This window comes from Pseudomonas sp. CFBP 8772, assembly GCF_014841665.1.
GTDB classification, from domain to species: Bacteria; Pseudomonadota; Gammaproteobacteria; order Pseudomonadales; family Pseudomonadaceae; genus Aquipseudomonas; species Aquipseudomonas graminis_B.
Map to the genome: position 1 here is coordinate 55152 of NZ_JACYUI010000011.1, position 14669 is coordinate 69820.

Below are 14669 nucleotides of genomic sequence, written 5' to 3' on the forward strand. Positions count from 1 at the left end.
CAGGTTTTTGGAGCCCTTGCTATAAAGCGGCTCTTCAAGCCTGTTCAGGCCGCTCAGTGTTCGTTTGGTTACACCAAAAAAAACTTAGAAATACTCAAATACATAAGGGGACTTAGAGTGAACAAGTCGGAACTGATTGATGCCATCGCCGCATCCGCTGACATCCCGAAAGCTGCTGCCGGCCGTGCGCTGGACGCTGTAATCGAATCCGTCACTGGCGCTCTCAAGGGTGGCGACTCTGTTGTACTGGTAGGCTTCGGCACGTTCTCTGTCACTGATCGTCCTGCCCGTACCGGCCGTAACCCTCAGACCGGTAAAACCCTGGAAATTCCAGCGGCCAAGAAACCAGGTTTCAAAGCCGGTAAAGCTCTGAAAGAAGCCGTCAACTAAGTTTCTTTTTACTTTGCCCGCCCAGGACAGCGTTATCTCTGTTCAGGGCGTGAAGCGGCAAGTGCGGTTGGTCAAGCGCTGGACTGTCACTCGGGGAACGCACATCGAACCCCGTCCGCTTTGCAAGTTACGAGAAGGCGCATCCTCCGATGCGCCTTTCTTCTATCCGGATTCAACCCACGCTCCGCGTTACCGTGTGCAGCAGCCTGGTGAGTCGAGTACAACCCTCTGGGGGATACATGCTGCAGAATATCAGGGACAATTCACAGGGCTGGATTGCCAAAACCATCATCGGGGTCATCATCGCTCTGATGGCCCTGACCGGGTTCGATGCCATCTTCCGCGCAACCAGCCACTCGCAGGATGCTGCGAAGGTGAATGGCGAAGAAGTCACCCAGGCTGAACTGGGTCAAGCGGTTGAAATGCAACGCCGTCAGCTGATGCAACAGCTGGGCAAGGATTTCGATCCTGCAATGCTCAACGAAAAGATGCTGCGTGACTCGGCCCTCAAGGGCTTGATCGACCGCAAGCTGCTGTTGCAGGGCGCCGCCGATTCCAAGTTCGGTTTCTCCGAAGCTGCGCTGGACCAGCAGATGCTGCTGACCCCTGAATTTCAGGTCGACGGTAAATTCAGTGCTGATCGCTTCGATCAGGTCATTCGCCAGCTCGGCTATTCCCGTCTGCAGTTCCGCCAGATCCTGGGCCAGGAAATGCTGATCGGCCAGATTCGTGCCGGTATTGGCGGCAGTGCATTCGTCACTGACGCCCAAGTCGACGCATTCGCCCGTCTGGAAAAACAGACCCGGGATTTCGCGACGCTGACCCTGCCGGCCGATCCGTCGAGCGTGAAAGTCACCGACGACGAGATCAAGGCGCACTACGATCAGCACGCCAAAGAGTTTCTGAGTCCTGAGCAAGTGGTCCTCGACTACATCGAACTGAAGAAGTCCTCCTTCTTCGACAAAGTGTCGGTGAAGGACGAAGACCTGCAGGCGGCGTATCAGAAAGAGATCGCCAACTTGGCCGAGCAGCGCCGTGCGGCCCACATCCTGATCGAAGTCAACGACAAGACCACGGACGCTCAGGCGAAAGCCAAGATTGAAGAAATCCAGCAGCGTGTGGCCAAAGGCGAAGATTTCGCTGCGCTGGCCAAGGAGTTCTCCCAGGATCCGGGCTCGTCGACCAAGGGCGGTGACTTGGGCTATGCCGGCAAGGGGGTCTATGACCCGGCCTTCGAGGACGCGCTGTACGCGCTGAACAAGGATCAGGTGTCCGCACCTGTTCGCAGTCAGTTCGGCTGGCACTTGATCAAGCTGCTGGGCGTTGAAGCACCGTCGGTGCCGACGTTCGCCAGTCTGAAAGACAAGCTGACCCACGACCTGAAGTCTCAGCAGGTCGAGCAGAAGTTTGTCGATGCAAGCAAGAAACTGGAAGACGCGGCGTTCGAAGCGTCGGATCTGTCGCAGCCTGCTCAGGATCTGGGACTGAAAGTGCAGACCACTGCGCCGTTCGGTCGCGAGGGTGGCGAAGGCGTTGCAGCCAACCGTGCGGTGATTCAGGCGGCTTTCAGCCCGGAAGTGATGGAAGAGGGTTCCAACAGTTCCGCGCTGGAGCTGGATCCCGAGACCGTGGTGGTGGTGCATGTCAAAGAGCACCGTCAGCCTGAGCAGTTGCCGTTGGAAGCGGTATCGGCGCCGATTCGTGCGCAACTGGCGAAGGAACATGCCAGCGATGCGGTGAAGACCAAGGGCGAGGCGCTGCTGGGAGGCCTGCGTGACGGTAAAGTGCCGTATGCGGCGACCAAGCAGGAAGGCCAGAGCTGGAAGGTCGTGGAAGCGGCCTCACGCAGCCAGGAGGGTGTCGATCCTCAGGTGCTGCAGGCTGTATTCCGTATGCCGAAGCCGGAAGGCAAGGACAAGCCGGTTTATGGCAGCCTGACGGCGGCGGATGGCAGCTTTGTGATTGTGCGTCTGAATGGCGTGAATCAGGCGGCGCCGGCGTCGGATGAGGAGAAGAGCCAGTACCGTCGTTTCCTGTCGTCCCGTGAGGGTCAGCAGGATTTCGCGGCCTACCGTAAGCAGTTGGAAGCAGCGGCGAAGATCGAGAAGTATTGATCGACGCATAACGCTGTTAACAGAAAGCCCCGACTCGCGAGAGTCGGGGCTTTTTTGTGGCCGGTGTTCGGAACACGCGGTCCGAGGCACCTGCGGCGAGGTGGTGAAAGGGGACTGATTTATTTACAACGCTTCACCGTAAATTAATCTGTCCCCGGGTCTGCGGCGCGGCTGACTGTACCAAGATCAAGAGCGTCTGCCTCACGGCAGACAATTCGCCTTCGGCGAGTTACTTGGAAAAGCACCCCAAGTAACCAAGGGTGCTTGCTCCTAGTTAGGCCCCTCGTTCCTCGGGGTTCCTTCACTCCGGTCTCGCTCCGTGGGCCCGCGCCGAACGGACATCCATGTCCTGACGGCGCTCTCGCCGCATCCATGCGGCTCGGCCCACTCCGCGAGACCTGCGTTCAGCCTGCACCCAAGTCGCGATTGGCGGTGATTGAGCTTTGTGTGTATGAAGATCAAAAGCAGATCAACAGCTTCCCGGCTAAAGCCGGTCCTACAGTCGGCGCCAGTCCCACTGGATGCATGCGATTTCTTGGTAGGACCGGCTTTAGCCGGGAAGCTTTTGCTGTTGATCTTGATCTTATACGCGGTAGCCCGGACACCCCGGAACCCGACGAAGTCGGGCCAAACCGGGAGCAGGCACTTTTTGTGAAAGGGTGTGAAAGTGGTGTGAAAGGGGACTGATTTATTTACAACGCTTCACCGTAAATTAATCTGTCCCCGGGTCTGCGGCGCGGCTGACTGTACCAAGATCAAGAGCGTCTGCCTCACGGCAGACAATTCGCCTTCGGCGAGTTACTTGGAAAAGCACCCCAAGTAACCAAGGGTGCTTGCTCCTAGTTAGGCCCCTCGTTCCTCGGGGTTCCTTCACTCCGGTCTCGCTCCGTGGGCCCGCGCCGAACGGACATCCATGTCCTGACGGCGCTCTCGCCGCATCCATGCGGCTCGGCCCACTCCGCGAGACCTGCGTTCAGCCTGCACCCAAGTCGCGATTGGCGGTGATTGAGCTTTGTGTGTATGAAGATCAAAAGCAGATCAACAGCTTCCCGGCTAAAGCCGGTCCTACAGTCGGCGCCAGTCCCACTGGATGCATGCGATTTCTTGGTAGGACCGGCTTTAGCCGGGAAGCTTTTGCTGTTGATCTTGATCTTATACGCGGTAGCCCGGACACCCCGGAACCCGACGAAGTCGGGCCAAACCGGGAGCAGGCACTTTTTGTGAAAGGGTGTGAAAGTGGTGTGAAAGGGGACTGATTTATTTACAACGCTTCACCGTAAATTAATCTGTCCCCGGGTCTGCGGCGCGGCTGACTGTACCAAGATCAAGAGCGTCTGCCTCACGGCAGACATTTCGCCTTCGGCGAGTTACTTGGAAAAGCACCCCAAGTAACCAAGGGTGCCTGCTCCTGGTTTGGCCCCTCCTTCGTCAGGGTTCCTTCACTCCGGTCTCGCTCCGTGGGCCCGCCGCCATCCGCCATCTATGGCGGGGGGCGGCTCTCGCGGCATCCATGCCGCTCGGCCCACTGCGCGAAACCTGCGTTCAGCCTGCACCCAAGTCGCGTTCTGCGGTGTCTGAGCTTTCTGTGTTCAAAGATCAAAAGCAGGTCAACAGCTTCCCGGCTGAAGCCGGTCCTACTGTGGGTCCGCGGTGCTTTAAGTGGGACCGGCTTTAGCCGGGAAGCTGTTGCTGTTGATCTAGATCTTGATCTTCAAGCACATAACGCCCAGACGACACCTATCGCGACTTGGGTGCAGGCCGAACGCAGACGACGCGCAGTGGGCCGAGCGGCATGGATGCCGCGAGAGCGCCGCTAGGACATGGATGTCCGTTCGGCGCGGGCCCACGGAGCGGCGTCGGAGTGAGGGAATTCCGACGTAGGAGGAACCTAGCCAGGAGCAAGCACCCTTGGTTACTTGGGGTGCTTTTCCAAGTAACTCGCCGAAGGCGAAACAGTTCTGCCTCTGGCAGAACCCTGTCAGCGCCACCCGCGGCCTGGAATTATCACGCTACTCCAGGGCCGATCTCACCAAAGAAACCCAAGGCGAAAAAAAACGGCAGATCATCCAGCCACAGGGCCGTCTGATCCACCGCTTTCGCCAGCTAGCCGGCGCTTACAGGTCGTGCGCCAGGCTTCAGAGCGTCATCACTCTGAAAAGGGGCAAGCAACCCTCAACCTTCCAGATCACCCATCGCCGTGGTATTGAAACCACCGTCGACGTACATGATCTCGCCACTGACACCGGACGCCAGGTCAGAGCACAAGAAAGCGCCAGCGTTACCCACTTCTTCAATGGTCACGTTGCGACGCAATGGAGTCTGCGCCTCGTTGGCCGCCAGCATCTTGCGGAAGTTGGAGATACCCGAAGCGGCGAGGGTACGGATCGGGCCAGCCGATACCGCGTTGACACGGGTACCGTCCGGGCCGAGGCTGCGGGCCAGGTAACGGACGCCGGCTTCAAGGCTGGCCTTGGCCATGCCCATCACGTTGTAGTTCGGCATGGTGCGCTCGGCACCCAGGTACGACAGGGTCAGCAGGCTGCCGTTGCGGCCCTTCATCAGGTCGCGGCCGGCTTTGGCCAGCGCCACGAAGCTGTAGGCGCTGATGTCGTGAGCGATACGGAAACCTTCACGGGTGGTGGCTTGGGTGAAGTCACCGTCCAGCTGGTCGCCCGGCGCGAAGCCAACGGAGTGCACGATGCAGTCCAGGCCGTCCCACTTTTTGCTCAGTTCTTCGAAGACCTTGGCGATTTCTTCGTCGCTGGCGACGTCGCAAGGGAAGCACAGGTCGGCGTTCGAACCCCAACCCTCGGCGAATTCCTCGACGCGCTTCTTGAGTTTTTCGTTCTGATAGGTGAAAGCAAGCTCAGCGCCTTCACGGTGCATGGCGGCAGCGATACCGGATGCGATGGACAATTTGCTGGCGACACCGACGATCAGGACGCGCTTACCGGCGAGAAAACCCATTGTTTTGTTCCTCTTCAGGTTAATCGACAGCTGCCGGCGCCAAGAAGGCGGCCTCCAGCAGCTGCTGTGTATAAGGATGTTGCGGTGCGGCGAAGATGTCTTCTGCCACACCCTGTTCGACCACTTGGCCTTGCTTGACCACCATCAGTTGGTGGCTTAACGCCTTGACCACCGCCAAGTCATGGCTGATGAACAAATACGTCAGGTTGTACTTGGTTTGCAGGGAGCGTAACAGCTCCACCACTTGACGCTGAACGGTGCGGTCGAGGGCCGATGTCGGCTCGTCCAGCAAAATCAGCGCCGGTTTTAACACTAATGCCCGGGCAATGGCGATCCTTTGCCGCTGTCCCCCTGAAAACTCGTGGGGGTAGCGGTGCCGGGTGGCCGGATCCAGGCCCACTTCCTTGAGCGCTTCAACCACGGCGGCTTCCTGTTCCACCGGGGTTCCCATCTTATGAATCCGCAGGCCTTCGCCGACGATGTCACACACCGACATGCGCGGGCTGAGGCTGCCGAACGGGTCCTGAAACACCACCTGCATCTGCCGCCGCAGCGGTCTGACCTGATGCTGATTCATCCCGCTAAGCGATTGCCCGTGAAAGCGTATCTCGCCTTCGCTGCGAATCAACCGAAGGATCGCCAGGCCCAGCGTCGATTTGCCCGAGCCGCTCTCGCCGACAATCCCTAGCGTCTGGCCCTTGGGCAGACTGAAATGGATGCCGTCGACCGCCTTGACGTGATCCACCGTGCGCTTGAACACGCCTTTCTTGATCGGAAACCAGACCCTCAGGTCTTCAACTTCCAGCATCGGCGCGCCCGGCGGGTTGTTCGCCGGCCCGCCCTTGGGCTCGGCGCTGAGCAGTTCACGGGTGTACGGATGCCGCGGCGCGCGAAACAGCTCTTCGCACGATGCCTGTTCGACGATGCAACCGCGCTGCATGACACATACTCGGTTGGCAATTTGCCTGACGACGTTCAAATCATGGCTGATCAGCAGCAAGGCCATGCCCAGCCGGGCCTGCAATTCCTTGAGCAGCTCGAGGATTTTCAGCTGCACCGTGACATCCAGCGCAGTGGTGGGCTCATCGGCGATCAACAATTCGGGCTCGTTGGCCAGGGCCATGGCAATCATCACCCGCTGACGCTGGCCGCCGGATAGCTCGTGGGGCAGAGCCTTCAAGCGCTTGGCCGGTTCCGGAATGCCCACCAGATCCAGCAGCTCCAGCGTGCGCCGCGTCGCGGCCTTGCCGGTCAGGCCCTTGTGCAGGCCGAGCACTTCGTTGATCTGCTTTTCGATGGACTGCAGCGGGTTCAGCGACGTCATCGGCTCCTGGAAGATCATCGCGATGCGGTTGCCGCGAATGCCGCGCAGGCGCTTCTCGCTGACTGTCAGCAGGTCATCACCGGCGTAGCGAATCGTCCCGGTCGGATGACGCGCGAGCGGGTAGGGCAGCAGCCGCAGGATCGAGTGGGCGGTGACTGACTTGCCCGATCCGCTTTCGCCGACCAGCGCCAGGGTTTCGCCCTTGCGGATGTCGAAGCTGATTCCCTCGACCACCCGCTGGACGTTGGTGCCGTTCACGAATTCGACGGAGAGGTCGCGGATTTCGACCAGATTGTCCTGATTCATCTCATTTCCTCGGGTCGAATGCGTCGCGGGCGGATTCGCCGATGAACACCAGCAGGCTCAGCATGATCGCCAGCACGGCAAAGGCGCTGATGCCCAGCCACGGCGCCTGCAGGTTGGATTTGCCTTGCGCCACCAGTTCGCCCAGCGAAGGCGAACCGGCGGGCAGGCCGAAGCCGAGGAAATCCAGCGCGGTCAGGGTGCCGATCGCGCCGGTGAGGATGAACGGCATGAAGGTCATGGTTGAGACCATCGCGTTGGGCAGGATGTGGCGGAACATGATCGCGCCGTTTTCCATGCCCAGCGCCCGGGCGGCGCGCACGTATTCCAGGTTGCGGCCACGCAGAAACTCGGCGCGCACCACGTCCACCAGGCTCATCCACGAGAACAGCAGCATGATGCCCAGCAGCCACCAGAAGTTGGGCTGCACGAAGCTGGCGAGGATGATCAACAGGTACAGCACCGGCAGCCCGGACCAGATTTCCAGAAAGCGCTGGCCGATCAGATCGACCCAGCCGCCGTAGAAACCCTGCAGCGCCCCGGCGATCACGCCGATGATGGAGCTCAGGATCGTCAGCGTCAGGGCGAACAGCACCGACACGCGGAAGCCGTAGATCACCCGCGCCAGCACGTCGCGGCCCTGATCGTCGGTGCCCAGCAGGTTCTCTCGCGACGGTGGTGCAGGGGCCGGGACTTTCAGGTCGTAGTTGATGCTCTGGTAGCTGTACGGAATCGGCGCCCACAGCGTCCATCCGTCTTTGGCCGCCAGCAGCTCTTTGATATACGGGCTCTTGTAGTTGGCTTCCAGCGGGAATTCACCGCCGAAGGTGGTTTCCGGGTAGCGCTTGAACACCGGGAAGTACCACTCGCCGTCGTAGCGCACGGCCAGGGGTTTGTCGTTGGCGATGAGCTCGGCGCCCAGGCTGGCGCCGAACAGGATCAGAAACAGCCACAACGACCACCAGCCACGCTTGTTGGCCTTGAAGCGTTCGAAACGGCGTCGATTGAGGGGGGACAACGTCATATCAATGATCCCTGCGGTCGAAGTCGATGCGTGGGTCGACCAGCGTGTAGGTCAGGTCGCCAATCAGTTTCACCACCAGCCCCAGCAGGGTGAAGATGAACAGCGTGCCGAACACCACCGGGTAATCACGGTTGATCGCGGCTTCGAAGCTCATCAGGCCAAGGCCGTCGAGGGAGAAGATCACTTCCACCAGCAGGGAGCCGGTGAAGAAGATGCCAATGAACGCCGACGGGAAACCGGCGATCACCAGCAGCATGGCGTTGCGGAACACGTGGCCGTAGAGGACTCGACGCTGGGTCAGGCCCTTGGCCTTGGCCGTGATCACGTACTGCTTGCCAATCTCGTCGAGAAAGCTGTTTTTGGTCAGCAGGGTCATGGTGGCGAAGTTGCCGATGACCAGCGCGGTGATCGGCAGCACCAAGTGCCAGAAGTAATCGCCCACTTTGCCCAGCCAGCTCATCTCATCGAAGTTGCTCGACGTCAGCCCGCGCAACGGGAACCAGTCGAAGTAACTGCCGCCGGCGAACACCACGATCAGCAGGATGGCAAACAGGAACGCCGGAATGGCGTAGCCGACGATGATCGCCGAGCTGGTCCACACGTCGAAATGGCTGCCATGGCGCGTGGCTTTGGCGATCCCCAGGGGGATCGACACCAGGTACATGATCAGCGTGCTCCACAGCCCGAGGGAGATCGACACCGGCATCTTCTCGACGATCAGGTCGATGACCTTGGCGTCGCGGAAGAAACTGTCGCCGAAATCCAGATGTGCGTAGTTCTTGACCATGATCCACAAGCGTTCCGGCGCCGATTTGTCGAAGCCGTACATGTGCTCGATTTCTTTGATCAGGCTCGGGTCCAGGCCCTGTGCGCCGCGATAGGTCGAGCCGGCCACCGAGACTTCAGCGCCGCCACCGGCGATGCGGCTGGTGGCGCCTTCGAAGCCTTCGAGCTTGGCGATCATCTGCTCCACCGGGCCGCCCGGCGCGGCCTGGATGATGACGAAGTTGATCAGCAGGATGCCGAACAGGGTCGGGATGATCAGCAGCAAGCGCCGCAGAATGTAGGCCAGCATGTTATCGCTCCGTGCCTTTGGCTGACTCGGCGTCGGCCGGCATCTGATCTGGCGCGGCCTGCACGGGAATGGCCGGCGTCGCGTCGGGCTTGACCCACCAGGTCACGGTGCCGATGTCGTAGAGCGGGGTTTTGCCCGGGTGGCCCAGGTGATCCCAGTACGCCACGCGCCAGGTCTTGATGTGCCAGTTCGGGATCACGTAGTAGCCCCACAGCAGCGCGCGGTCGAGGGCGCGGGTGTGGTCGATCAGGCTCTGGCGCGAGTCGGCGTTGATCAAGCCGCTCACCAGCGTGTCGATCGCCGGGTCTTTTAGGCCGATCACGTTGTAGCTACCCGGCTTGTCGGCGGCGGAGGAATCCCAGTATTCACGCTGTTCGTTACCCGGGGAGCTCGATTGCGGGAAACTGCCGACGATCATGTCGTAGTCCCGTGAGCGGCGGCGGGTGATGTACTGGGAGACATCGACCCGGCGGATTTCCAGATCAATGCCGATGTCGGCCAGGTTGCGTTTGTACGGCAGCAGCACGCGCTCGAATTCGGTCTGGGCCAGCAGAAACTCGATGGTGACCGGCTTGCCGTCGGTGTCGACCATCTTGTCGCCGACGATCTTCCAGCCGGCGTCCTTGAGCAGCTGGAACGCCTTGCGCTGTTGCTCGCGGATGATGCCGCTGCCATCGGTGACCGGCAGCTTGAATGCCTCAGTGAACACCGATTCGGGCAGCTTGCCGCGCAGGGGTTCCAGAATCTTCAGTTCGGCAGGCGTCGGCAGGCCTTTTGCGCCCATGTCGGAATTGTCGAAATAGCTTTTGGTGCGGGTGTAGCTGCCGAAGAACAGCTGCTTGTTGGTCCACTCGAAGTCGAGCAACAGGCTGAGGGCCTGACGCACGCGCACGTCCTGGAACATCGGCTTGCGCAGGTTGAAGATAAAGCCCTGCATGCCCTGAGGATTGCCGTTGGGGATTTCTTCCTTGATCAGACGGCCCTCTCTGACCGCCGGAACGTCGTAGGCCGTCGCCCAGTTCTTCGCCGCCATCTCCTGCCAGAAGTCGAAAGCACCAGCTTTTAAAGCTTCGAGGGCCACCGTGTTGTCGCGGTAGTAGTCGGTGGACAGCCGATCAAAGTTGTAGAAGCCCTTGTTGATTGGCAGGTCCTTGCCCCAGTAGTCCTTGACCCGCTCGTAGCGAACCGAGCGTCCGGCTTTGACTTCGACCACCTTGTACGGCCCGCTGCCCAGCGGAATTTCCAGGTTGCCCTTGCTGAAGTCGCGGGTGGCCCACCAATGTTTAGGCAACACCGGCAACTGGCCGAGGATCAGCGGCAGTTCGCGGTTGTCGTTGTGCTTGAACTTGAACAGCACCGTGGTCGGGTTTTCGGCGACGGCCTGATCAACGTCCGCGTAGTAACTGCGGTACAGCGGCGAGCCGTCCTTGATCAGGGTCTCGAAGCTGAACACCACGTCTTCGGCGCGGACCGGGTGGCCGTCATTGAATTTCGCTTCGGGCCGCAGGTAGAAACGCACCCAGCTGTTGTCCGGGGCTTTTTCGATCTTGCCGGCGATCAGGCCATATTCGGTGAAAGGCTCGTCCAGGCCCTGGCGGGCAAGGGTGTCGTAGATCAGGCCGATGTCGTCGGCAGGCACGCCCTTGCTGATGAACGGGTTGAGGCTGTCGAAGCCGCCAAACCCGGCGCTGCGCAGAATCCCGCCTTTGGGCGCGTCCGGGTTCACGTAATCGAAATGCTTGAAGTCCGCGGGGTATTTCGGCGCTTCGTTGTACAGGGTGATGGCGTGTTGCGGAGCCGCCTGGGTTGCACAGGTTACGCCCAGCAGCAGCGGGGCCAGCACGAACGGGCTCAGAAACAGGCCGCCGGCGCGGGTCAGGGAGCGCAGGGCAGTCATTGGGTTTTCTCCGAAGGCTTGAGCCACCACGCACGCAGGCCCAGGGTATAGGGCGGGGTGGTGACCATGGCGAACCGGTTGCGGTACGCCAGACGGTGATTATTGAGGTACCAGTTGGGGATCATGTAGTGCTGCCACAGCAACACGCGATCCAGTGCACGGGTCGCCGCCACCTGATCATCCCGGGTCTTCGCGGCCAACAGCTGGTTGAGCAGGTTGTCGACCACCGGGTTGGCGACGCCGGCGTAGTTTTTGCTGCCTTTGATGGTGGCCTGGCTGGAATGGAAATACTGCCATTGCTCCAGCCCCGGGCTGAGGGTCTGGTTCAGGGTCATCAGAATCATGTCGAAATCGAACTGGTCCAGCCGCTGTTTGTACTGAGCGCGGTCAACGGTGCGCAGGTGCGCGTCGACGCCAATCCGCGTGAGGTCTTCGATGTAGGGCTGCAGGATTCGCTCCAGGTTGGGATTGACCAGAAGTATTTCGAAACGCAACGGCTGCCCGGCGCTGTTGGTCAAACCGCGCTCGGTGAATGTCCAGCCCGCGTCGGCCAGCAGCCCCAGCGCCTTGCGAATGGAATCCCGGGGCACGCCGCCGCCGTCGGTTTTCGACACCGCGAAGGGCTGGGTGAACAGCCTGGCCGGCAACTGCTCGCGGTAGGGGGCGAGCATGAGGAACTCACGACCGGCGGGCAGTCCGCTGGAAGTGAATTCGCTGTTGGGGTAGTAGCTGGTCGAGCGCATATAGGCGTCATTGAACAGCGTGCGGTTGGTCCACTCGAAGTTGAACATCAGCCCCAGGGCTTCGCGCACACGGATGTCGGCGAACGCGCCGCGACGGGTGTTCATGAACAGCCCTTGGGTCTGCGTGGGGATCTGGTGCGGGATCTGCGCCTTGATCACCTTGCCCTCGGTCACCGCCGGGAAGTCATAACCGGTGAGCCAGTTCTTCGCCTGATGCTCGATGTAGATGTCGAACTCGCCCGCCTTGAACGCTTCGAACGCTACGTCGGCGTCGCGGTAGAACTCCACTTCGACGCGGTTGAAGTTGTACTTGCCGCGGTTGACCGGCAGGTCCTTGCCCCAATAGTCCTTCACCCGCTCGAACACCAGGCTGCGCCCCGGCCGCACCTGGGTGATGCGGTAGGGGCCGCTGCCCAACGGGGCATCGAAGGAGGTGGCCTTGAAGTCGCGGTTCTTCCAGTAATGCTGCGGCAGAACCGGCAGTTCGCCGAGGCGCAGAATCAGTAATGGGTTGCCGGAGCGCTTGAACACGAAACGAATGCGGTGGCGGTTGAGGATGTCCACACGCTGCACTTCCTGCAACGCCGTGCGGTACTGCGGGTGACCGTCCTTCAGTAACGTTCTATAGGAAAACGCCACGTCGTAGGCGGTAATCGGCTTGCCGTCGTGAAAGCGCGCTTCGGGGCGCAGGTTGAACACCACCCAGCTGCGGTCGTCGCTGTACTCGACGGTTTTGGCGATCAGGCCGTAACTGGAGGTGGGTTCATCGCCGGAGGGGTCGTACTGTCCCGTGCCGACCATCAGTGGTTCGTTCAGCTCGCTGACGCCGTACTGGCCGAAGTTGGCCGTCGAAATCGGGCTGCTGCCCTTGAAGGTGTACGGGTTGAGGGTGTCGAACGTGCCGTTGGCCATGATTCGCAGGGTGCCAGCCTTCGGCGCCTCAGGATTGACCCAGTCGAAATGCGTGAAGCTGGCAGGGTACTTGAGGACGCCGAATTGTGCGTAACCATGGCTTTCGCTGATGGTCGCGGCGGCTGTCGTGCTCAAGACCAGGCTGAAAGTCAGCAGCAGGTGACGTATCAAGTCGGCGGTCGATCCAGGCAGCGGTCGGTCACAGTAACAGCTTGTATCGGCTGGAAAAAGGGCAGTGCGGAGGTGTCAGGCTGACGCAACATCTGTAGGAGCGTGGCTTGTCCCGCGATCTGCCGGGGACCGGCAGTAAATCCTGAGAGTGCGGTATGCCTGGCAGATCGTGAACAGAGGTTTTACGACGACTTTGTCGCCGATCGCGGGACAAGCCACACTCCTACAAAGAGCATCGGCGTTGCCTGCGACTCATCAGTGCGGCAGGTACACCGTCAGTGTCTGCCCTGGCTTGAGGGCCTGGCCGCTGCGCGGATTCCAGCGCTTGAGGTGCTGCATTTCGACGTTGAAGCGCTTGGCGACGAGGTACATCGAATCGCCTTTCTGGATCTTGTACTGCATCGACTTCTTGCCGGCGTCTTCGCCCCTGGCGCTGTTGTCAGCCTTGGCCACGGCGCGTGAGCTGGCTTTCGCCGGTTTGCTGTTGTCCTGCATGACCAGCGTCTGGCCGACCTTGAGGTTCTGGCCGGACAGCTTGTTCCAGTGCTGTAAATCCTTGACGTCGACCTTGTTGATGCGCGCGATCTGCACCAGGTTGTCGCCCTTCTTCACCCTGTAGCTGCGGGTGCGCGCCGGCTTTTCGTCCACCTCGGCGACTTCTTCGAACACCGGCATCGCGTACTGCATGCCGGGCTGCACCGGAATCGTCAGCGCCTGGCCGCGTTTCACCTGATTGCCGGACAGCTTGTTGATGTCCTTGAGGGTGCTGGTCGACACCTTGTAGCGGCTGGCGATGCTGGCCAGGCTGTCGCCCGGACGCACGCGGTATTGCTGCCAGTCGACCAGTTCTTCAGGCTTCATGTTCGACAGGTTGGCGGTCAGCAACTGGGATTTCGACGTCGGCACCAGCAGGTGCTGAGGGCCGTCGATGGTCAGACGCTTCTTGAACGCCGGGTTGAGCTGCACCAGCTCGTCCTCGTCGATGTTCGCCATGGCGGCGACTTTCGACAGGTCCATGCGCTGATTCAGCTCGACGACCTGGAAGTACGGCTTGTTGTCGATCGGGTTGAGGTTGACGCCATAGGCGTCCGGCGACATCACCACCTGGGACAGCGCCAGCAATTTAGGCACGTAGTCGCGGGTTTCCTGCGGCAGCGGCAGGTTCCAGTAATCGGTGGGCAGGTTGAGCTTTTCGTTGCGTTCGATGGCGCGGCTGACCGTGCCTTCGCCGGCGTTATAGGCCGCCAGTGCCAGCAGCCAGTCACCGTTGAACATGTCGTGCAGCTTGGTCAGGTAGTCCAGCGCTGCGGTAGTGGACGCGGTGATGTCGCGGCGGCCGTCGTAAAAATTGGTTTGACGCAGGTTGAAGTAGCGGCCGGTGGACGGAATGAACTGCCAGATCCCCGCCGCATCGCTGCGCGACAAGGCCATCGGGTTGTACGCGCTCTCGATCACCGGCAGCAACGCCAGCTCAAGGGGCATGTTGCGTTCTTCCAGACGCTCGACGATGTAGTGCATGTAAAGACTGCCGCGGTTACCGGCGGTTTCGAGAAACGAAGGGTTGTTCGCGTACCAGAGACGCTGCTGATCGATCCGCGGATTCTGGTCGTTGCCGTCTTGCAACTGGAAACCTTGACGCATGCGCTCCCACACATCATGGGGCGGTGCGAGGGGGACAGGTTTGCGCGCGATATAAACAGGTTTTGGCTTAGTGCTGGCGACGGGATGGGCGGCACTGGAACCGTTCCC

General features: G+C 60.6%; 9 protein-coding genes. 2 read left to right on the forward strand and 7 right to left on the reverse strand.

The genetic code is table 11. From position 1 onward, the window contains the following. Window positions 1-117 precede the first annotated feature (117 nt). Complete coding sequence (locus tag IFT99_RS20310; protein ID WP_065986445.1) at window positions 118-390, forward strand: HU family DNA-binding protein; 273 nt, start codon at window positions 118-120, stop codon at window positions 388-390. 239 nt (window positions 391-629) lie between these two features. Next, window positions 630-2504: a SurA N-terminal domain-containing protein gene (locus tag IFT99_RS20315; RefSeq protein ID WP_192134661.1), complete on the forward strand. Its 1875-nt coding sequence runs from the start codon at window positions 630-632 to the stop codon at window positions 2502-2504. 2172 nt (window positions 2505-4676) lie between these two features. Here IFT99_RS20315 and fabI read toward each other — a convergent pair. The 7 genes from fabI to IFT99_RS20350 form a co-directional block, all read right to left on the reverse strand. Continuing rightward, complete coding sequence (gene fabI / locus IFT99_RS20320) at window positions 4677-5471, reverse strand: enoyl-ACP reductase FabI (protein ID WP_065986448.1); 795 nt, start codon at window positions 5469-5471, stop codon at window positions 4677-4679. A 19-nt stretch (window positions 5472-5490) separates the two neighbouring features. Then, window positions 5491-7101: an ABC transporter ATP-binding protein gene (locus tag IFT99_RS20325; RefSeq protein ID WP_192134663.1), complete on the reverse strand. Its 1611-nt coding sequence runs from the start codon at window positions 7099-7101 to the stop codon at window positions 5491-5493. Window position 7102: 1 nt separating this feature from the next. Next, window positions 7103-8122 carry an ABC transporter permease gene (locus IFT99_RS20330; RefSeq protein ID WP_192134665.1) on the reverse strand — a complete coding sequence of 340 codons (1020 nt, stop codon included), beginning with the start codon at window positions 8120-8122 and terminating at the stop codon, window positions 7103-7105. A 1-nt stretch (window position 8123) separates the two neighbouring features. Continuing rightward, window positions 8124-9197 carry a microcin C ABC transporter permease YejB gene (locus IFT99_RS20335; RefSeq protein ID WP_122624745.1) on the reverse strand — a complete coding sequence of 358 codons (1074 nt, stop codon included), beginning with the start codon at window positions 9195-9197 and terminating at the stop codon, window positions 8124-8126. 1 nt (window position 9198) lies between these two features. Then, on the reverse strand, window positions 9199-11094 hold the full coding sequence (locus IFT99_RS20340) for an extracellular solute-binding protein (RefSeq protein WP_192134667.1): 1896 nt from the start codon (window positions 11092-11094) through the stop codon (window positions 9199-9201). Beyond that, window positions 11091-12920, reverse strand: coding sequence for an extracellular solute-binding protein (locus IFT99_RS20345; RefSeq protein ID WP_192134669.1), 1830 nt, complete (start codon window positions 12918-12920; stop codon window positions 11091-11093). The genes IFT99_RS20340 and IFT99_RS20345 overlap by 4 nt, the downstream gene beginning before the upstream one ends. Window positions 12921-13175: 255 nt before the next feature. Further along, complete coding sequence (locus IFT99_RS20350; protein WP_446731147.1) at window positions 13176-14612, reverse strand: LysM peptidoglycan-binding domain-containing protein; 1437 nt, start codon at window positions 14610-14612, stop codon at window positions 13176-13178. Window positions 14613-14669 lie beyond the last annotated feature (57 nt).